16 protein-coding genes are annotated in these 21034 nt (G+C 55.2%); 10 read left to right on the top strand and 6 right to left on the bottom strand.

The window, feature by feature from the left end:
• The first annotated feature begins 214 nt into the window (after positions 1-214).
• The 4 genes from ABIE64_RS10345 to metH all read left to right on the top strand — a co-directional run bounded on the left by ABIE64_RS10345 (position 215) and on the right by metH (position 5965).
• The gene (locus tag ABIE64_RS10345; RefSeq protein ID WP_354377367.1) at positions 215-1192 is read left to right on the top strand and encodes an ArsR/SmtB family transcription factor; all 978 of its coding nucleotides are present in this window, start codon (positions 215-217) and stop codon (positions 1190-1192) included.
• 76 nt (positions 1193-1268) lie between these two features.
• The gene (metF, locus tag ABIE64_RS10340; RefSeq protein ID WP_354377366.1) at positions 1269-2171 is read left to right on the top strand and encodes a methylenetetrahydrofolate reductase; all 903 of its coding nucleotides are present in this window, start codon (positions 1269-1271) and stop codon (positions 2169-2171) included.
• A 47-nt stretch (positions 2172-2218) separates the two neighbouring features.
• Positions 2219-3283 carry a homocysteine S-methyltransferase family protein gene (locus ABIE64_RS10335; RefSeq protein WP_354377365.1) on the top strand — a complete coding sequence of 355 codons (1065 nt, stop codon included), beginning with the start codon at positions 2219-2221 and terminating at the stop codon, positions 3281-3283.
• A gap of 36 nt (positions 3284-3319) precedes the next feature.
• Positions 3320-5965 carry a methionine synthase gene (gene metH / locus ABIE64_RS10330; protein ID WP_354377364.1) on the top strand — a complete coding sequence of 882 codons (2646 nt, stop codon included), beginning with the start codon at positions 3320-3322 and terminating at the stop codon, positions 5963-5965.
• A gap of 64 nt (positions 5966-6029) precedes the next feature.
• Here metH and ABIE64_RS10325 read toward each other — a convergent pair whose 3' ends face one another.
• A complete protein-coding gene (locus ABIE64_RS10325) occupies positions 6030-7274 on the bottom strand; it encodes a multidrug effflux MFS transporter (protein ID WP_354377363.1) in 1245 nt (414 codons plus the stop codon).
• 299 nt (positions 7275-7573) lie between these two features.
• Here ABIE64_RS10325 and ABIE64_RS10320 point away from each other — a divergent pair, with 299 nt between their 5' ends.
• Positions 7574-9367, top strand: coding sequence for a chloride channel protein (locus ABIE64_RS10320; protein ID WP_063095135.1), 1794 nt, complete (start codon positions 7574-7576; stop codon positions 9365-9367).
• Between the two features lie 100 nt (positions 9368-9467).
• Here the strand turns inward: ABIE64_RS10320 and ABIE64_RS10315 are convergent, their stop codons facing one another.
• Positions 9468-10199: a hypothetical protein gene (locus tag ABIE64_RS10315; RefSeq protein ID WP_354377362.1), complete on the bottom strand. Its 732-nt coding sequence runs from the start codon at positions 10197-10199 to the stop codon at positions 9468-9470.
• A gap of 207 nt (positions 10200-10406) precedes the next feature.
• On the opposite strand from ABIE64_RS10315, the gene ABIE64_RS10310 reads away from it, so the two are divergent.
• Genes ABIE64_RS10310 through mauJ form a run of 3 tightly spaced genes read left to right on the top strand, consistent with a single transcriptional unit; the run spans position 10407 to position 14483 of the window.
• Positions 10407-12764, top strand: coding sequence for an ATP-dependent helicase (locus ABIE64_RS10310; protein WP_007089783.1), 2358 nt, complete (start codon positions 10407-10409; stop codon positions 12762-12764).
• 60 nt (positions 12765-12824) lie between these two features.
• A complete protein-coding gene (locus ABIE64_RS10305) occupies positions 12825-13706 on the top strand; it encodes a 50S ribosomal protein L11 methyltransferase (protein WP_354377360.1) in 882 nt (293 codons plus the stop codon).
• Positions 13707-13724: 18 nt separating this feature from the next.
• Positions 13725-14483 (top strand): methylamine utilization protein MauJ, encoded by a 759-nt coding sequence (mauJ, locus tag ABIE64_RS10300; protein ID WP_354377358.1) that lies wholly within the window; start codon positions 13725-13727, stop codon positions 14481-14483.
• 11 nt (positions 14484-14494) lie between these two features.
• Here the strand turns inward: mauJ and ABIE64_RS10295 are convergent, their stop codons facing one another.
• The 3 genes from ABIE64_RS10295 to ABIE64_RS10285 all read right to left on the bottom strand — a co-directional run bounded on the left by ABIE64_RS10295 (position 14495) and on the right by ABIE64_RS10285 (position 16550).
• On the bottom strand, positions 14495-15256 hold the full coding sequence (locus tag ABIE64_RS10295) for a sulfite exporter TauE/SafE family protein (RefSeq protein WP_354377357.1): 762 nt from the start codon (positions 15254-15256) through the stop codon (positions 14495-14497).
• A gap of 159 nt (positions 15257-15415) precedes the next feature.
• A complete protein-coding gene (locus tag ABIE64_RS10290) occupies positions 15416-16156 on the bottom strand; it encodes an SDR family oxidoreductase (protein WP_354377356.1) in 741 nt (246 codons plus the stop codon).
• A 196-nt stretch (positions 16157-16352) separates the two neighbouring features.
• Entirely contained in the window at positions 16353-16550 is a 198-nt protein-coding gene (locus ABIE64_RS10285) for a hypothetical protein (RefSeq protein ID WP_139834699.1), read from the bottom strand.
• A 276-nt stretch (positions 16551-16826) separates the two neighbouring features.
• On the opposite strand from ABIE64_RS10285, the gene ABIE64_RS10280 reads away from it, so the two are divergent.
• Positions 16827-18851 carry an aminopeptidase P family protein gene (locus tag ABIE64_RS10280; protein ID WP_354377355.1) on the top strand — a complete coding sequence of 675 codons (2025 nt, stop codon included), beginning with the start codon at positions 16827-16829 and terminating at the stop codon, positions 18849-18851.
• A 162-nt stretch (positions 18852-19013) separates the two neighbouring features.
• The gene (mgrA, locus tag ABIE64_RS10275) at positions 19014-20069 is read left to right on the top strand and encodes an L-glyceraldehyde 3-phosphate reductase (protein ID WP_354377354.1); all 1056 of its coding nucleotides are present in this window, start codon (positions 19014-19016) and stop codon (positions 20067-20069) included.
• A 58-nt stretch (positions 20070-20127) separates the two neighbouring features.
• Here the strand turns inward: mgrA and ABIE64_RS10270 are convergent, their stop codons facing one another.
• The gene (locus tag ABIE64_RS10270) at positions 20128-21033 is read right to left on the bottom strand and encodes a LysR family transcriptional regulator (RefSeq protein WP_037992114.1); all 906 of its coding nucleotides are present in this window, start codon (positions 21031-21033) and stop codon (positions 20128-20130) included.
• Between the last annotated feature and the right edge of the window lies 1 nt (position 21034).

Here is a 21034-nt window from a genome sequence, read left to right as displayed (position 1 = left end):
CCCGCGAAGAAAACAGGACCATGCATCGCGCACGTCTCAGATACCAATGTGGTTAGCATAGGGAAAGTTTAAACACCAGCACACAAAATTATGTGCCCGATCAATGGGATTTGGCGTGTTGCTTTTTTGCCATACTCCTTTGGGGTGGGTAAATAGGTCTTGATTAAATATAAACATATCTTTATGTCTTTTCGGAGTTAGCGGAGGCAGCGAAATGGAACAGGTCCTTGCAAGGTTACGCGCGGCGGCAGAGGCGACACGTCTTCGCCTGCTGGCGATCTGTGCCGAATGCGAACTGACGGTCAGCGAGATCACCCAGATCATCGGGCAGAGCCAGCCACGTGTGTCACGTCATCTGAAATTGCTGTGCGAAGCCGGTTTGCTTGTCCGATTCCGTGAAGGGACATGGGTTTTTTATCGCACACCCAATACAGGTCCGGGGGCCGAACTGTTGCAGCCGGTTCTTGATCTGTTGCCCCGCGATGACGAAACCCTCTTGCTTGATCGTACCCGGCTTGAGCAGGTCAAGGCGCAGCGCGAACAGATTGCGACGGAATATTTCCGTGCGAATGCCGATGACTGGGATCGAATCCGGTCACTTCATATCGACGAAGCGGTGGTCGAACGGGCGCTTATTGACGCCATCGGCGATCTTTCCGGGGGCCGTATTCTTGATATCGGGACCGGTACGGGCCGGATTCTGGAACTTCTGGGCAAAACGGCCGAAGAGGGCGTCGGCGTTGATATGTCGCGCGAGATGCTGGCGGTCGCACGCGCACGCTTGCAGCGCGCCGATCTTTCGAACTGTCTGGTAAGGCAGGCCGATATGTATCAACTGCCTTATCCGGCCGGAATGTTTGATGTTGTGACCCTGCATCAGGTGCTGCATTACGCCGAACGCCCCGAAGCCGCCATCGCCGAAGCTGCCCGCGTTCTGGCGCCTAATGGCAGGCTGATGGTGGTTGATTTTGCGACCCATGACCGCGAAGAACTGCGCGAAGAGCACGCGCATCGGCGGCTTGGCTTTGAAGACGGGGCGATCAATACGTGGTTTCGCGCATGTGAACTTTCGCCCGGCGATGTCATAAGCCTGCCGGGCAAGCCCCTGACTGTGCGAATCTGGTCTGCACATGCGTCCGCAAAGGAACAGAAGGCGCAGATAGCGAACAATCATAACGAAGCTGCCGAGTAACAAACCGGCAGCTTGATACCATAATAATGATGAATAACGACCCGTTCCACCGGAACGACAAGACAGGATTAAAAGAATGACGGTTAAAAACGACATCGCACCACAGGGAACATCCCGCAGCGATTTGCGGATTTCGTTCGAATTCTTTCCGCCGAAAACGGAAAAGATGGAAGAAACCATGTGGCGTTCGATCCACCGTCTGGCCCCGTTGAACCCGTCTTTTGTTTCGGTAACCTATGGGGCAGGCGGGTCAACCCGTGACCGCACGCATAGCAGTGTCACCCGCATTCAGGGCGAAACCGGCATTCCGGCGGCCGCCCACCTGACCTGTGTTGGTCACACCAAGGAAGAAATTGAAGGTATCGCGCGCAACTACTGGGATGAAGGCATCCGTTCGATTGTTGCCCTGCGCGGTGACCTGCCTGATGCGGGCGATAAATATGTGCCGACGCCGGGGGGATATCCTTATGCGGTTGATCTGGTCGAAGGGCTTAAGCGGATTGCGGATTTCGATATTTCGGTTTCGGCCTATCCGGAAACCCACCCGGATGCGCCCAGTGCCGATTTCGAAATCGAATATCTGAAGCACAAGATCGATGCCGGTGCGAACCGCGCGATCACGCAGTTCTTCTTTGATAACGAGGTGTTCCTTCGATTCCGTGACAAATGTGTTGCCGCCGGGATCACCGCACCGATTGTGCCGGGTATCCTGCCGGTGACCAATTTCGGATCGCTTTTGAAATTTGCCGATATGTGCGGCGCATCGGTGCCCAAGCGCCTGCATTGGCGGTTTGAAGACCTTGACGAAGATCCCGATACGCGCCGCATGGTCGCCTTCCACGAAGCCATTTCACAGGTTGAAGGCCTGATGGCCGAAGGTGTTACCGATTTCCATTTCTATACGTTAAACCGTGCCGAACTGACATATGCCATCTGTCATGCGCTGGGTATTCGCGGTGTTGCACAGGCTGCTGCCTGAACCACCCGCCAGAAAGCCTGCATGATCAAAACGACTGGATGACGATGATGAATGACCGCAAGGAACGCATTGCCCTGCTGCGTAAACGGGCCGAAAACAAAATCCTGATCCTTGATGGTGCGATGGGCACCATGATCCAGAAGCACAAGCTGACCGAGGAAGATTACCGCGGCGAACGCTTTGCCGACTGGAAACAGGATGTGAAGGGCAATAACGACTTGCTGTCCCTGACCCAGCCCGACATCATCAAGGATATCCATCTGCAATATATTGCCGCAGGTGCGGACCTTCAGGGGACCAATACCTTTAGTGCGACGACAATTGCGCAGGCCGATTACGGTATGGAAAGCCTTGCCTACGAGATCAATTACGAAAGTGCCAAAATCGCGCGCGCGGCCTGCGATGAATGGGAAGCCGCCCATCCCGGCGATGTGCGTTTTGTCAATGGTGCCATCGGCCCGACCAACCGCACCGCATCAATCTCGCCCGATGTGAACAATCCGGGTTTCCGCGGGGTTAATTTTGATCAGCTGCGCGAAGCCTATAAGGAAGCTGTGAACGGTCTTCTGGATGGCGGGGCGGATACGCTTCTGGTTGAAACCATTTTCGATACGCTCAATGCCAAGGCGGCCCTGTTTGCCATCGACGAAGTGCTTGAAGAACGCGGTGAAGATGTGCCGGTTCTGATTTCGGGCACGATCACCGATGCGTCGGGCCGGACACTTTCGGGGCAGACGACCGAGGCGTTTTACAATTCGGTCCGTCATGCCAAGCCGTTCTCGATCGGGCTTAACTGTGCATTGGGGGCGGCACAGTTGCGCCCCTATGTGCAGGAACTGTCACGCATTGCCGAATGCCGTGTTTCGGTTTATCCCAATGCGGGCCTGCCCAACGAGTTCGGTGAATATGATCAGTCGGATGCCGAAATGGCGGCCTTGGTCAAGGAATGGGCCGATACCGGCATGGTCAATCTGCTGGGCGGCTGCTGTGGCACGACGCCACCCCACATCAAGGCGATTGCCGATGCGGTGGCAAATGCGACCCCGCGCAAATTGCCTGTGATTGAACCGAAAATGCGTCTTTCGGGCCTGGAACCATTCAACGCCGCCTGATGCCGGGAAGCTGAAAAAAAGAGATCGAACAGACCCATGAGTGACATTTCAAGATTCATCAATATCGGCGAACGCACGAACGTCGCAGGATCGATCAAGTTCAAAAACCTGATCGTCGAGGAAAATTACGACGCAGCCCTTGATGTTGCCCGTCAGCAGGTCGAAAACGGCGCGCAGATCATCGACATCAATATGGATGATGCGATGCTGGATGCCGAAACGGCGATGGTCAAATTCGTTAATCTTCTGGCGGCTGAACCCGATATTGCCCGCGTGCCGATCATGATCGACAGTTCCAAATGGAACGTGATCGAAGCCGGTCTGAAATGTCTTCAGGGCAAGGGGATCGTCAACTCGATCAGCCTGAAAGAAGGCGAGGAACCCTTCATCAAGCAGGCACGCCTTCTGCGCCGTTATGGTGCCGCCGTCGTCGTGATGGCGTTTGATGAAAAAGGGCAGGCCGATACCGTTACCCGCAAGATCGAGATTTGCGAACGCAGCTATCGCGTGCTGGTCGACAAGGTCGGCTTCCCGCCCGAAGATATCATTTTCGATCCAAACATCTTTGCGGTTGCGACCGGGATCGAGGAGCACGACAATTATGCCGTCGATTTCATCGAAGCCTGCAAGCTGATCAAGGAACGCCTGCCATACGCCAAGATTTCCGGCGGTGTTTCCAACGTTTCCTTCTCGTTTAGGGGCAACAACCCGGTCCGCGAAGCGATGCATTCCGTGTTCCTGTATTATGCAACGCAGGCCGGTATGGATATGGGCATCGTCAATGCCGGTCAGCTCGTGGTCTATGAGGAAATCCCGGCTGAACTGCGTGAACGGGTCGAGGACGTGATCCTGAACCGTCGTCCGGATGCGACCGACCGCCTGCTCGAAGTTGCCGAAAAATACAAAGGCACCGGCGGACCAGAGAAAAAAGCCGATCTGGAATGGCGTAAAAAGCCGGTTAATGAACGACTGGCCCATGCGCTGGTCAACGGCATTGCCGAGTTCGTCGAAGAAGACACCGAAGAAGCCCGCCAACAGGCTGATAAGCCCCTTCACGTTATCGAAGGGCCGCTGATGGACGGTATGAATGTGGTGGGTGACCTGTTTGGTGCGGGCAAGATGTTCCTGCCGCAGGTGGTCAAATCCGCCCGCGTGATGAAAAAGGCCGTTGCTTACCTGATCCCGTTCATCGAGGAAGAAAAGGACGGTGTGCGCGAAACCAACGGCAAAATCCTGCTGGCGACGGTCAAGGGCGATGTCCATGACATCGGCAAGAACATTGTGGGCGTGGTCCTGCAATGTAACAATTTCGAGGTCCTTGACCTTGGCGTGATGGTGCCGACCCAGAAAATCATCGAAACCGCCAAGGCCGAAAAGGTCGACATGATCGGTCTTTCTGGCCTGATCACGCCATCGCTTGAAGAAATGACCTATGTCGCGGCCGAAATGGAACGCGAGGGGCTCAATATCCCGCTTCTGATCGGTGGCGCAACCACGTCCAAGGTCCATACCGCAGTCAAGATCGCCCCGAACTATAACAAGTCGGTGGTTTACGTGATTGACGCATCGCGTGCGGTGGGGGTTGCAAGCCAGCTTGTATCTGAAACCCACCGTGAACGTTTTGCCGCCGAAATCCGTGCAGAATATATCGCGATGGCGGAAAAACACGCCGCCCAGCAATTGCAGAAAAAACGTTTTGCCATTGCGGACGCGCGCGCCAACAAGGTGCAGCTTGATTGGGATGCCTACGATATTCCCGCACCGGTCAAACCCGGTATCACCCGGTTTGAAACCTTTGATCTGGCCGAACTGGTTGAACGGTTTGACTGGAAACCGTTCTTTGAAACCTGGGAACTGCATGGCCGTTTCCCCGATATTCTGAATGACGAGAAAGTCGGGGAAACCGCGCGCGGTCTTTATGAAGACGCCAAGGCGATGCTTAAACGCATTGTCGATGAAAAATGGTTCAAGCCCTGTGCGGTTGTCGGTATCTGGCCAGCCAATTCGGTGGGTGACGATATCGAAGTCACCCCGGCACCTGATCAGAACGAACCGGTGATGCTGCGCACGCTTCGCCAGCAGATGTTCCGTGAAAACAACAAACGTCCGAACCGGGCCCTTGCCGATTATATCGCGCCAAAGGAATCCGGTAAGACCGACTATATCGGTGGTTTTGTCGTCACCGCCGGGCCGCAGGTCGAAGAAATCGCCAAAAAGCTTGAAGCCGAGCATGACGATTACAACGCCATTCTGGTAAAGGCGCTGGGTGATCGCTTTGCCGAGGCCTTTGCCGAACGCATGCATGAAAAGGTGCGTAAGGAACTTTGGGGCTATGCGGCGGATGAAAACCTTCCGAATGCGGAACTGATTGCCGAAAACTATCGCGGTATCCGACCGGCACCGGGCTATCCTGCCTGCCCGGAACATACGGAAAAGCGTACGCTGTGGCAGTTGCTTGATGCCGAAAAGAATGTCGGTGTCAGACTGACCGAAAGCTGTGCCATGACCCCGGCCTCCTCGGTCAGCGGGTTCTATTTCGCCCATCCCGAAGCCAAATATTTCGGTCTTGGCAAGATCGAACGCGATCAGGTCGAAAGCTATGCCGAGCGTAAGGGCATGACTTTGGCCGAAGCCGAACGCTGGCTGGCACCGAACCTGAATTACGATCCGCGTCAGGCGTGATCGTACAAAACAAAAAAGCCCCGCAGCTTTCCGGCTGCGGGGCTTTTTTACATTTGGTCGGTCATCAATGCGTCGCGTGGAAAAACTTCCCGCGTTCGGTGATGCCGACAATGATGATGGCCAGCACGGCAAGAGCCAGATAACCGCCAATCAGCGGAATGACCGTACCATTGAACAACTGGCCGATGATCCCGCCTGCGACAACACCGATCAGGGTGCTGTAAACCCCGATCATCGAGGATGCGGTGCCGGCAATCCGGCCAACCGGTTCCATCGCCAGTGAATTGAAGTTTGGCATGGTCATCGAAAAGCAGAAAAGTGTGACCGTAAGACCCACACCAAACACCGGAAGCGGCGGGGTACCGTCAAAGGCAAATGCAATGCCCAGATTGATCAGGCTGCTGATTGCCATCACAAGAAGCCCGCCCTGGGAGAGTTTGTGCATGCCGATCTTGCGTACAAGCCGGGCATTGACGAAGGATGAAACGCTCATGCAGGCGGCGATCATCCCGAATACCAGCGGGAACCAGACGCCAAGTCCGTAAACCTCGGTTTCGAAAATCTGCTGTGCCGATCCGATATAAGCCATCAGACAGGCAAACATCAGCCCCATCGCCGTTGCATAACCCAGCGCCTGGCGGTTGGTGATGGTGGTTTTGATATCGCGCGCAATCCGGCTGAGTGACAGTTTATGCCGGTATTCCGGATGCAGTGTTTCGGGCATCCGCAGGCTGTACCAGACGGCAATAATGATCGCCAGCACAAGGGTGCTGACAAAAATCATGTGCCAGTTGGCAAGCGCCAGGATCAGGCTGCCCGATGCCGGGGCAAAGACCGGCACGATGATAAAGATCATCATCACGAACGACATGACACGCGCCATTTCGCGGCCTTCGAAACAGTCACGCGTAATCGCAATCGTCAATACGCGCGGGGCCGCCGCGCCAAGTCCCTGAACGAAACGCGCGATCAGAAGGTGGTCATAACTGTCGGCAAAAATCGCCATGACCGTGCCGATGGCATAAATCGAAAGACCCAGCATCAAGATACGCTTGCGGCCAAAGCTGTCGGCCAGCGGACCATAAACGATCTGCATCAGGCCAAAGGCAATCATGAAGACATAGATCAGCAACTGCATGCGGTTGCCGTCTTCGATGCCGTAATCGGTGGCAATCGGGCCGAATGCCGGTAACAGGTTATCGATCGAAAGCGCGACCAGACCAATCGTGATCGCCATCAATACCACGAATTCGACAAAACCGGGGAGCGGACGGGCGATGGTGGCGCCCGATTTTTGACTTTCAGTCATTTATCGGAAGTCCTGAAAAAGGAGTTTGTTGTTGTGTGCGGCCAAGTCCCGCCAGCCAAAAGGCCTGTATTGCAACAAACATGCGTTATTTTTCGTTGCAAGATCAATGATGGTTTTTTGAAAGGCAGGTCATTCCCCAATCAAAACAGCATTTTGAACGAACAAAGGTCATTATTTGTGCCTGAAAAATGCTGATAGTGGCAAAAAATATTGGATTTGCCGACCTTTACCTTTTATTCGCAGGAACTTGTAATCATATGATCACATCCTGTTTCACCCGTTCCCGCCGGTACCCCGATATGGCAGAAAAGCTTTTCAAGTCCAACCAACTGCTCAGTCAACTGCGTCGCCTTGTCAAAAGCGAACAGCTTGTGCTGTCGATACTGGCATTGGTGGTCGGGGCCATGGCCGGGGGTGGAACAATCGTGTTTCGCGAAGGATTGCTGTTTTTTCAGGCACTGGTTTATGGCACCGGGGACGAGGCCCTTCATCACTATCTTGTCGATCTGCCATTCTGGCATCTGATGGCGGCCCCGACACTGGGCGGACTTTTTGTCGGCATATTCATCTATAAATTTCTGCCGGAAAAACGCCCGCACGGTGTTGCCGACCTGATTGACGCGGTGGCCTTTCACGATGGGCGCATGTCATCGCGTTGCGGGATCAAAAGCGCATTTGTCAGTGCTGTATCACTGGGAGCCGGATCGTCACTGGGCCGAGAGGGGCCGGTTGCCCATATGGGGGCATCCTTCGGTGCGTGGCTTGCGCGAATACTGCATTTAAGGCGCGGCGCTTCGCGTACTTTGCTTGGCTGTGGGGTTGCATCGGCGGTGGCGGCATCGTTCAATGCGCCGCTGGCCGGGGCCTTGTTTGCCCATGAAGTTGCCCTTGGTCACTACGCATTAACGGCATTTGCCCCGATTGTTCTGGCATCTGTGACCGGCACGATCATAACCCGACTTTATTATGGTGCCGATGTTGCCTTTTTGCTTCCCGCCCACGAAATCCAGTCCTTCCTTGAATTTCCGGCTTTTATCCTTTTGGGCATCACCGCGGGAATTACCGCAATCTGCGTAACACGCGCGATACCGGTGGTGCAGAAGGCCGCCAAGGCATCCAAAATTCCGCTTTGGTTACGGCCTGCGGTGGCGGGGCTTGTGATTGGTATCGTTGCGATCCAGTTTCCCCAGATTGTCGGGGTTGGGTACAGCGCAATGAATGATGCGCTTTACGGTGCCTATGACTGGTCATTCCTGATGCAGCTTTTGTTTATTAAGGCCGCGATGGTCGCGATCTGCATCGGTATGGGCTTTGCGGGCGGCATTTTCAGCCCCGCCCTTTTCCTGGGGGCAATGCTGGGCGGGGCTTTCGGGATTACGGCAACGGCAGTTTTCCCCGACCTTTCATCGGGCTATGGTGCTTATACGCTGATCGGGATGGGGGCGGTCGCCGCTGCCATGCTGGGAGCACCGATTTCAACCACCCTGATGATGTTTGAGCTGACGGGCGACTATGCCCTGACCATTGCGGTGATGGTGGCATCGGTGATTGCATCGGTCATCATGGATCAGTTTCAGGGCGGGTCGTTTTTCGCGTGGCAGCTTAAATGCAGGGGGCTTTCAACCCGATGGGGCCGGGAAGTCAATTTGCTGCGCATGATGAAGGTCGCCGACATCATGAAGGCGGAATACGAAACCGTGCCGCTTGTCGAAGGCATGCCGGGAATCCGGGAAAAACTGATTAACGCACCCTATTCCGAACTGTTTGTTGTTGATGATGATGGCCGGTTGCATGGCACGATCACACTGGCAGATCTGCGCCATGCCGCATTTGACCCGACGATGGGCGAAGAAGTTACCGCAGGCCAGGTCGCCCGATCCAAGCCGCCGGTCCTGCTTAGGACCGACAGTATCGAAAAGGCCGTGCGTTTGATGGAACAAACCGGCGAGGAGCACCTGCCGGTGATCAATAATGACGAAGAACGCCTGATGGTGGGCTTCGTCCATGAAAAGGACGCGATGATGGCCTATAACAACGCGCTTCTGGAACTGCAAAGCGAAGAGCGCGGTGATGCGCCGCCCAAGCTTTTCTAAGGTAGTCCCTGAATGTGAAGGCAAAAAAATGCTGCCGGTTTGATTTCGGGGGGGGGCCGGCAGCAAGTTGGTGCTATCGCTTCGTCGGAAGTGAACGGTATTACGCCATCAACTGCGCCATCAGACGGTTGTCGAACGGTATTGGGCCGTTGCTGGTGGTGGTGGCTGCGTCGTTGCTTGTGCTGCTGACCGACGCGGTTTCATTGGCCGGGGAGGCGGCCATTATTTCGGCAAGGCTGACAATACCGTCTTCGTTGGTATCAAGCGGATCGTAACTTTCGGTATCGGATGTTGCGGCACTGTCACCGTCCGATGAACTGCCGGTGCTTTCATCCGCAGTTGCCGTGGCCGTAGTGGCACCGGGTGGGGGTGCCATGCTTGTCAGGTAATCGTCTTGGGAAATGCTTTCGGCATCACTTCCCGCCATCATCGACCAAAGGTTTTCGGCCATTTCATCGCTGACATCATCGGGTTTTCCTGCCAGGAATTCATCCTTGGTCAGGGAGCCGTCATCATCGGTATCAAGGTCGTCGAACAGTTGCTGCGCATCGAAACCGCCATCGGTGGCCGATGTGTCGGTGCTTTCCTGCATTTCGAGCAGCATGGCTTTGATCTGATCGGAAAGCTGGTCGACGCTGCCCTGTCCGTTGGCAGCAATTTCCGAAACCGCGTCGACCGCCTGTGTCGAGGCCGTGCTTTGCGCACTGGCGAGCGCAAATCCGCCAATGCCTTCTACGCCGCTACTGCTTTCGGTAGACTGGCTGCTACCGGTCGATTGTGTTTGGCTAAATATTTGCGCAAGACTGGCACTGAGACTGTTGATGCCGCTCATCAGGGGCTCCTTGCGTGGTGATTGTCGTTATGACTGTTCACGCGAGGCGCAGGAAAAACTGGCGCATAAAAGCAGGCGGAAAAATATTTTCAGGGAAAAAATTGGTCGACGTTCCCGATTTGTTGCACAATAAGCAACCCGATATCGCCACTTGATTGAATGCCAATACTGGCCCCGTTTGCAGAGCATGTTATATATCCCGACATGATGGATGATCCCTTTGAAATCGATGAATTCGCCGCAAGCCCGGAAATGCGCCTTCAGGACGCACCCGCACCGGATTACCTTGCCAATCTGAATGCCGAGCAACGCGAAGCAGTCGAAACGCTTGATGGCCCGTTGCTGGTGCTGGCAGGTGCCGGGACGGGGAAAACGCGCGTTTTGACGACCCGCCTTGCCCATCTGCTGGAAACCAAGGGACAGACTGAGCGCCTGCATCCGCAGCAAATTCTTGCCGTGACCTTTACCAATCGTGCGGCCAAGGAAATGCAGGAACGTGTTGCCCATGCGCTGGGCCGTCCGGTCGAAGGATGGTGGCTGGGGACTTTCCACTCGCTGGCCGCCCGCCTGTTGCGGCGTCATGCCGAACTGGTCGGGTTGCAATCAAACTTCACGATCCTTGATAGCGACGATCAGGTCCGTCTGCTCAAGCAGATCATGGATGCCGAACAGATCGATCAGAAAAAATGGCCCGCCAAGCAGCTGATGGGGATCATCCAGCGCTGGAAGGACAAGGGACTTTCACCCGAACGGGTCAATGAAAGTGTCGAGTTCGCCAATGGCGGGGCCAAATACCTTTATAAAATCTATCAGGAACGCCTTGCGGTTCTGAATGCGGCCGATTTCGGCGATCTTTTGCTGCATTGCCTGACCCTGTTTCAGAAACACCCGGAAATCCTGCGCCGTTATCAGGAAACCTTCCGCTATGTTCTGGTCGATGAATATCAGGATACCAACGTGGCCCAATATCTTTGGCTGCGTGCGCTGGCGATGGTTCATCGCAATATCTGCTGTGTCGGTGATGACGATCAGGCGATCTATAGCTGGCGCGGGGCCGAGGTCGGCAACATCCTGCGCTTCGAGTCTGATTTCCCCGGTGCCAAGGTCGTCCGGCTCGAACAGAATTATCGTTCCACGCCCCATATTCTGGCGGCGGCGTCCAAGCTGATCACCTTTAACGATGGCCGTCTGGGCAAGGAGCTTTGGACCGAACTTGATACCGGCGAGAAGGTCTTCGTCAAAGGTGTCTGGGACGGCGAGGCCGAGGCGCGGCTTGTCGGCGAGGATATCGAAGCCCTGCAAAGCCGTGGCATCGGTGCATCCCAGATGGCGATCCTTGTTCGCGCCGGGTTCCAGACCCGCGAGTTCGAGGAACGGCTGATCACATTGGGCATCCCGTACCGGGTTGTCGGCGGACCGCGTTTCTATGAACGTCAGGAAATCCGCGATGCGCTGGCTTATATCCGCATGGTCGCCCAACCCGATGACAGCCTTGCGTTTGAACGCATCGTCAATGTGCCCAAGCGCGGGGTGGGGAAGGCCACCTTGCAAACCCTGCATCAATATTCGCGTGATCAGGCCGTGTCGCTTCCGGCGGCGGCCCTTGATCTGATCGGGACCGAGGAACTCAAACCCAAAATGCGTCAGGCGATTGGCGGATTGCTGGGTGATTTCAAACGCTGGCGCGAGATGCTTGAAACCACATCGCATGTGGCGGTGCTTGAAACGGTTCTTGATGAAAGCGGCTATACCGATATGTGGCGGACATCGAAGGAAATCGATGCGCCGGGCCGTCTCGAAAACCTTAAAGAACTGGTATCCGCAATTGGCGAGTTTGAAAACCTGACCAGCTTCCTTGAGCATGTGTCGCTGGTCATGGAAAACGAACAGAATGCCGATCAGGAAAAAGTCACCATCATGACCCTGCATGCGGCCAAGGGGTTGGAATTTGACTATGTCTTCCTGCCCGGCTGGGAAGAAGGCGTTTTCCCCCATCAGCGCGCCATGGATGAAAGCGGGGTGAAGGGCCTTGAGGAAGAACGTCGTCTGGCCTATGTCGGCATCACGCGCGCACGCAAACGTGCCACTGTTTCCTATGCAGCCAACCGGCGGATTTATAACCAGTGGCAATCGGCCCTGCCGTCACGCTTTGTCGATGAATTGCCCGACGAGCATGTCGAACGCATCAGCGATACCGGCCTTGGCAATCATCGCGGCAATGTATCGCCCGGTGCATGGGGTGCCGATGACTGGATGAAAATGCCAAGCTGGGCGGATAACAAACCGGCGGAAAGCTATAATCCCTATGGCGGGACCGGTGAACGCCGGTTTGCCAGCGCGGGATGGCAGGACCGGGTGCGCAAAAACGTGATCGACGTCAAGCCGGACGGTGAAACCAGCTACACCACCAGTTCGAAATCATCGAAATACAAGGTCGGCGATGCGGTACGTCATCGCAAATTCGGCCCCGGCACCGTCAAGTCGGTCGATGGCAACAAGCTTGAAATTCATTTCGAAGGTGTCGGCACAAAGAAAGTGGTCGACAGTTTCATCCTGCCGGGTTAAGCCGCCCGGACATTATTTCTGGTGCGGTCAAATGGCCGCCGCAATCTTGCGAGAAGCGATATGATCGAAACCGTTCGTTGCTATAATTTCACCTTCGAGGTCGATGGCAAATATGCCCCGGCCTTTGCCGAGGCGTTGTATGAGCATTGCGATGCCCTGTCGCATTTCGAACGGCCGGGCGATCCGACCGCGCCCTGGAAGGTCGAGGGCTTTTCGGGCGATCATCTTGACAAGACCGCGGTTGAAACCGCCGTATCGCTGATGGCGTCTGCGGTCGGTGTTGACGTGCCGGTCGTCGAATTTGGCACCTACGAGCCCAAAGACTGGGTCAGCGACAATCTGCGCAGCTTCAAGCCGATTTCGGTTGGCCGGTTCTATGTCCATGGCTCGCACTGGGAAGACGGCGTGCCGGTGGCCAAAACCGGTTTGCAGGTCGATGCCGGTCTGGCATTCGGATCTGGCGAACATCAAACGACCAAGGGTTGCCTTGCGGCAATCGATTGGATCGCCAAACATTCTTATCGTCACAATGCGCTTGATATGGGCTGTGGGTCCGGCATTCTGGGCATGGCATGTGCCAAAACATGGCGCTGCCCGGTGATGATGGCCGACATTGACCCCGCATCGGTGCGTGTTGCCCGTGAAAATGCCCGGATCAACAAGATCACCGATCTGGTCACCGCGATCCATTCCAACGGCTTTAGCGACGTTCGCATCCGCAATGCCGGTTATTACGACATTGTGTGTGCCAATATCCTTGCCCGCCCGTTGCGCCATATGGCACGCGACCTGCGCGGGACGCTGGCCGATGGCGGTTATGTGGTTCTGTCGGGGCTTCTGTCTCATCAGGAACAGTTTGTTCTGTCGGCATACCGCGATGTCGGCCTGTCGCTGGTCAAACGTTTCCCGGTCGAAGAATGGACGACGCTGGTGGTTGGCTAACTACTATAAGAGAGATTAGTGGCAAGATATTTGAGCTTTTCGGTTATTGGCGGAGTGCAATGGCCGATAAAAAAGGATGAATTCTCTTTTGGTGAAAATGTGCTTGTCGTATTGCCATGCTCTCGACAATACGATGCATCTATTCATATTGATTTAGATGCGAATAAAATTTCTCAGGACGACGCACTTTCACTCTTGTGCGAATTTGCAAGTTTGGTTGCTTGGGAAGACAATCAATTCTTGGCTCTTCACAATGGTGGTTGTGGAGCCGCAAAGCCCTGCCCGTTTCCTCGCAGTAGCAAGCTGGGTATGAGCAGCATCTTTGAAAAATGGCCGTGTATATGGTCGCCAATTGCAACCGAAAAACACAAAGTTGCGCTTGCCTTATATCGTGAAGGGTTAAACTCTGGAAGGTCGGATTGTCCTCAGTTTAGTCTTCTAAGTTTTTACAAAATCTTGGAGCATTTGCATCCTAATAGTTCTTCAAGAGTTAACTTTATGGAAAATATTGTAGCTGACCTCTCGCGTAATAATTCAGTATTTAAAGATGAATTGAAACGGTCAGGGCTTTATTCCTTGGCGGCAGAAGAAATTTCCAAGTATTTGTATGAAAATGGTCGTGGATTTGTAGCTCACAGCAGTAAGCCGCCTTTTTTGAATCCGGATAGTTGCGCTGACATGAATATTGTGGGCCAGACCTTGTGGCTAATGCAAATGCTCGCTAGATTGGCAATTGCTCGGTACTTTGAATTAGACGAAGAATTCATTTGGCATTAAGTGCATAACGTTCAATTCGCATAAAGGTGAATTGCGAACCGGTAAATCCCGAACCCGCCAAGGATCACGATCAGCAAACCAACCGCGATCATCAGGGGTTTGCGCGGAATGATGCGGACAAGCACGGCGGCAAGCGGTGCGGCGGGCACGCCGCCGATCACCAGTGCCAGTGCAGCCATCCCGAAACTTTCCAGTCCGAAATGCCCGGCAAAGGTCACGGTGATCATCACCGTGACGAAAAATTCCGATGCCGCCGAGGTGCCCAGCATCCGGTGCGGTTCGGCATGGCCACGATAGACCAGTGTGCTTGATACGATCGGTCCCCATCCGCCGCCGCCAACCGCGTCAAGGAACCCGCCAACCAGACCAAGCGGAGCAAGTCCGCGCATGGCCGCAGGCGGTTGTACTTTGCGCACCGCCTTGGCAATGACCAGAACGCCTAGTGCGCTTAGATAAATGGCGACAAACGGCGCAAGATATTCCCCGATCCCTGATGACAGCAACGCGGCCCCGGCAGCACCGCCGATGGAACCGGCAATCGCCAGTGTCCTGACCATTTTCCAGTCAACATTGCGCGCGAAATGATGTGATGTGCCGGAAACGGCGGTGGTGAAAACCTCGGCGGCGTGCACTGTTGCACTGGCTTGCGCCGGGGGAAGGCCGATGCTGATCAGGAGCGATGTCGATGTCAGGCCATAGGCCATGCCCAGCGCCCCATCAACAAGCTGTGCGGCAAAGCCGATCAGAACGATCCACCAGAAAAAGTCGTCCATTTATGTGCGTTGCTCCAACAAGAACACAACGCCGGAATTGTATCGACAGGCCGCGTTTTTAATATCGGCAAATGCGCGGCTGGCGGAATGTCCGTCATGCATAAATGCCGCAGGACATTTTTGTGATTGTCGGGGTGATAGGGCTGTCTGCGACCGGGCTTATCGCCCGCCCGACACGTCAATCAGCGATCCGGTGACATAGGATGCACTATCTGACAGCAGCCAATAGATCAGATTGGCGACTTCGTTTGCCTTGCCCGCACGCCCAAGCGGGCAGTTGGGGCCAAGTTCGGCAACCCGTTCCGGGCGGCCGACACTGCCATGAATGTCGGTATCGATAATGCCCGGTCGCACCGCATTGACCCGAATGCCTTTGGGACCAAGTTCCTTCGAAAGACCAATGGTCAGGGTGTCAATCGCACCTTTGGACCCGGCGTAATCGACATATTCGCCCGGTGATCCGAGTTTGGAGGCCATCGACGATACATTGACGATTGAACCGCCCGCATTTGACAGAGCACGTGCGGCCTCGCGGGCAACGATATAGGCCCCCAGAACATTGGTATCAAACACCGATTTCATCCGTTCGATGCTCATATCCGCCAGATCGCTTTTGGGGGCAACGATCCCGGCATTATTGACAACCGCATCAATTGTTCCGAACCGGTCAAGCGTCGCCTGAAACAGGTCAACAACGTCCTGTTCATATTTCACGTCGCATTTCAGGGCGAAAACATTGCCGGTTCGTCCAGCCCGTTCACACAGCGCACAGGTTTCATCGGCACTTTCCCTGTTGCCGACATAGCTGATGGCGACGTTCCAGTCGTTTTGCGCGCACAGAATGGCGGTGGCACGGCCAATCCCGCGGGAGCCGCCGGTGATCAGGACGGTTTTTGTCATGGATGTTTCCCTGAAAATCAATGTCGGGCGACACTATGGCGCGGGTTTTATACCGGGGTCAAAAAGAAACGGCCCTGCTGTGGAGTAGCAGGGCCGTCTCAGAGGGAAAGACAAAAAAAAGACCGCAAGGATCGCGAACCTTCGATCCTGCGTGGCGTCCTATGGCATCAAAGACCTGGGCGGGCGGGATTGATCCCTATTCCCTGCCCATTGCTGCTACCGAAAGGGTCTGACCCCGATGGTGGCTTTCAGCGTCGTCTGACAGATTGGCAGGGCCTGTATCAAGGCCGAGCGCGGCTCTTTCCGCAAGGGTGAGGCGCTCAAGACCGTCATAGGCCGTCTGACGACGACGCGATTGAACAACGCTTTGGGCAGTAATTGGAAAACGGATCACCGTTTTGGTCTCCTGCAAATTGACGTCCCGACGGGTCATCTTTTTGTCACGCGCCTGTAATAGATTAAACATCTCTTAATTTGTATTGCGAAGCTTGCAGGGCTTTCATACCCATGATGCATGTGGTGGTATAGGACCAGAACAGGTGTAGTTTATTGCGGACCTGATCTGACGCGCAGGAAGGCGTTTTATGGCATTCCATCTTGCAAGTGATCAGCGAAAACCCTTAGATAGCTTTGGTCGGATGCTGCCCCACGCATAGAAACGAGGATTTTGATGACCCTTCCCGGCGATACCCAACTTGCTGCCATGCTTGAACGTGACGGCGTTAACAAGGACGTTACTGCCATTGTCGATCTGATCGACGGTGTTCTTGCCAGTGCCAATGGCGATACGCGAACCGATTGGCTTGATCTGGTCGGTGGCAAGCTTGGCGATGATCTGAAATCGGCCCTGCTGGCATTGCGTGATGAACGTAAATCGGAATTTCTGTATGCCAAGGATGGCTATGATGCCGCTGGTCGGGTTGACGCCCTTCGCAAATATCTTGCCGCCAAGGGTGTCGATGGCTTCGTCGTGCCGCGATCAGATGAACATCAGGGTGAATATGTCCCGGCCTGTGCCGAACGTCTGGCGTGGCTGACCGGCTTTACCGGGTCGGCCGGGGCGGCGGTGGTGCTGGCAGACAAGGCCGCCGTGTTTGTCGATGGCCGTTACACCATTCAGGTCCGCCAGCAGGTCAACCGTGACATTTACGAATACCGTCATCTGGTCGATGAGCCGGTTGTCGGCTGGATCCACGACAATCTGAAATCGGGCCAGAAGCTGGCCTATGACCCGCATTTGCATACCGTCCAGCAGGCCGAACATCTGCGCGGTGCGTGCAAGGGTGTCGGTGCCGAACTGGTCGCAATCGAACCCAATCCGATTGATGTTCTGTGGCATAAACAGCCCGCCATGCCGGTTGCGCCCGTGCGCCCGCATCTTCTGGAACATGCCGGTAAATCAAACGCGGAAAAACGCAAACAGATTGCCGAAATGCTCGAAAAGCTGGAATGCGACAGTGCGGTGATTTCAGCGCCTGACAGCATCGCCTGGCTTTTGAATATCCGGGGGGGCGATGTACCCCATATTCCGCTGCCGTTGGGATATGCCATCATTCATGGCGATGCATCGGTTGATCTGTTTATGGATGAACGCAAGTTTGCGGCTGAAACCGTCAAATGGCTTGAAAATGATGCGACCCTCCGCCAACCCGGCGAACTCGAAGAAGCCCTTGGCGCGTTGGGCAATCAGTCGGTCCGTCTGGACGAGGCAACCGCATCCGACTGGCTGCGCATGAAGCTTGCCGATGCCGGTGCGACGATGCGGATCGGCCGTGATCCGGTGGCATTGCCCAAGGCCTGCAAGAACGAGGTCGAGCTTGAAGGATCGCGCAAGGCGCACAAACGCGACGGCGAAAAGATCATTCGTTATTTCGCGTGGCTCGACGAAGCTGCTGCCGATGGCAGCATTGATGAACGCATGGCTGCGGATAAACTTCTCGCACTGCGTGCCGAAGATCCGTTATTCCGCGATACCAGTTTCGAAACCATCCCGGGCAGCGGCCCGAACGGTGCGCTTTGCCATTATCGCAATACCCCTGAAACCAATCGCAAACTTTCGCCGGGCGAAATTTTCCTGATCGATAGTGGCGGGCAGTATCTGGACGGTACCACCGATATCACGCGTACAACCGTGATCGGGCAGCCGACCCAGGAACATCGGGATCGGTTCACCCGTGTGCTGAAGGGGCATATCGCGCTTGCGCGTGCGATTTTCCCGGTTGGCACCACCGGCCAACAGCTTGATACCCTTGCCCGTGCGCCGCTTTGGGAAGCCGGGCTTGATTTCGACCATGGTACCGGGCATGGCGTTGGCAGTTACCTTGGTGTTCACGAAGGTCCGCAAAGGATTTCCAAGGCTCCGAACAAGATCGCGCTTAAACCGGGCATGATCCTGTCGAACGAGCCGGGTTTCTATAAGGAAGGCGAATACGGCATTCGGATTGAAAACCTGATAGCGGTTGTCGAGATTGATGGTCCGGTCGGGGCGGATCGCCCGATGCTGGGCTTTGAAACGCTGACCTTCTCGCCGATTGAACGCAAACTGATTGATCCGGAACTGATGACCAAGGACGAATTGCAGTGGCTGAACGATTACCACGCGCAGGTCTATGCGATGTATGCCGACGATCTTGACGAAGATCTTCTTGAATGGCTGCAAAAGGCAACGGCACCGATCAAGAAACGCGCGGCGTAAGTTCGGTCTTCAGGCAAGGCGCATTGCAAAACCGTCCCGACATATCGGGGCGGTTTTTTCATTTTAACATGCCTGACAGCGTGGTCTTTTTGTCTTATGAGTAAAGCATTGGATCGATTCAATTGTGGGCATGACCCCAAAGGAAATAATCAGGAGGAATAAATGGCGTCAGTGGAAGAAGGCTGGAATGCCAATCCCGCGCGATACGACAATGCGACCTATAACCGTTCGGGCAAAAGCGGCCTGATGCTGCCGCAGATCACGCTTGGCCTTTGGCAGAACTTTGGTGGCGTTGACGTTTTTGAAACGCAGCGTGCCATGATCCGGCGTGCCTTTGATCGCGGTGTCATCCATTTCGATCTTGCCAACAACTATGGTCCGCCCCCCGGATCGGCCGAAGAAAACTTTGGCAAGGTACTGGCAAAGGATCTGAAATCCCATCGCGACGAACTGGTAATTTCGACCAAGGCGGGCTATCGCATGTGGCCGGGGCCGTTTGGCGAATGGGGGGCGCGCAAATATCTGATTTCAAGTCTGGATCAAAGCCTGTCGCGGATGGGTCTTGATTACGTGGATATTTTCTATTCGCACCGTGTTGATCCGAATACGCCGCTTGCCGAAACCATGGGCGCACTCGATCAGATCGTGCGTTCGGGCAAGGCGCTTTATGTCGGCATTTCGTCCTATTCCGCCGAAATGACCCGCAAGGCGCAGGCGATCCTGACTGATCTGGGCACGCCCTGCGTCATTCATCAGCCATCCTATTCGATGCTGAACCGCTGGGTCGAAACCGAAGGTCTGCTTGATACGCTGTCCGAGCTTGGCATTGGCTGCATTGCTTTCTCGCCGCTTGCGCAAGGGCTTCTGACCAACAAATACCTGGATGGTGTGCCGGAAAATTCCCGTGCAGCCCTTGAAGGATCGTTCCAGCCCGGCATGTTGTCCGAAGACAACCTGAACCGTGTGCGCGCCCTGAACGAAATCGCCAAACGCCGCGGCCAGACATTGGCACAGATGGCGATTGCCTGGGTGCTGCGTCGCCCGGAAATCACATCGGCCCTGATTGGGGCGCGTCATGTCGAACAGCTTGATAACAGCCTTGATGCCCTGAACAATCTTGAATTCAGTGCCGAGGAACTGGCTGAGATCGATAAATACGCGACCGATGGCGGCCTTAACCTGTGGCAGAAATCATCTGATTCCGAAGCCCCAGTCTGATCGCCTCAAAGCCCTTCCAGCAAACCCCGGTACGTTCTTCGTGCCGGGGTCTTGTTTTTTAATTATCCGCCATTGGCATGGTGCCCGCCAGATCGCGCAGCGTATCAAGTACGGCCTTGGCCCCGGTACTCAGCGGGCGATCCTGAAGCCACGACAACATCACCTTGCGCGATAGCTGCGGATTAACGATCCGCCGTGCCTTGAGCCGTCCGGTGGATAGCTCCATCACAAGCGAGCTTCGTGGCAAAACCGTATGGCCCAGATCGCGATGCACCAGATCGACCAGAACCCGCAACGCATCGGCTTCGACCACCGGGGTCAGGGGACGACCGGCACGGAATGCTGCTTCCTGCATCTTGGCGCGCAACCCGTGTTTTGGCGTTGGCATGATAAGCGGTAGGGCCAATACATCTTCATAGGCAATTTCGGTTTCGCCTTCGCCAACGCGCGACGGATGGGAAATCAGAAACAGGTCTTCGCGCCATAATGGTTCGGCATGTAGGCTTCGCGAAATCATGCCGTCATGCAGGATGCCGATATCAAGACGGCCCGAAAGCAATCCTTCCTGCACGTCACCTGTCAGATCCTCGGCAATCGAGATATTCAGGTCGGGATAGCGTTCACGCAATGCTTCGACCAGTGCGCCGGTAATGACGATCCCCGCACTGGGCGGCACACCGACATGAACATGACCGGTCACCTTGCTGCGTCGCGCCGAAAGATCGGCCTCAAGGCGCGCCAGATCGCCGAGAATAACCCGTGCCCGTTCGGCCAGCATCTGACCGGCCTCGGTCAGCTTGACCCCACGTCCGGTCCGTTCCAGCAGGCGGGTATCAAGTGCCTCTTCCAGAAGGTTAAGCTGTCGGCTCAGGGCTGGTTGCGACAGGTTCAGCCGGTCGGCCGCACGCGACAGGCTGCCAAGTTCGGCAATGTGAACAAAACTTCGAAGCTGTTTGATGTCCATT

The organism is Thalassospira sp. MBR-102 (assembly GCF_040549275.1).
GTDB classification, from domain to species: Bacteria; Pseudomonadota; Alphaproteobacteria; order Rhodospirillales; family Thalassospiraceae; genus Thalassospira; species Thalassospira xiamenensis.
The sequence above is the reverse complement of the archived record's forward strand: the minus strand, read 5'-3'. Positions and strand labels throughout refer to the sequence as shown.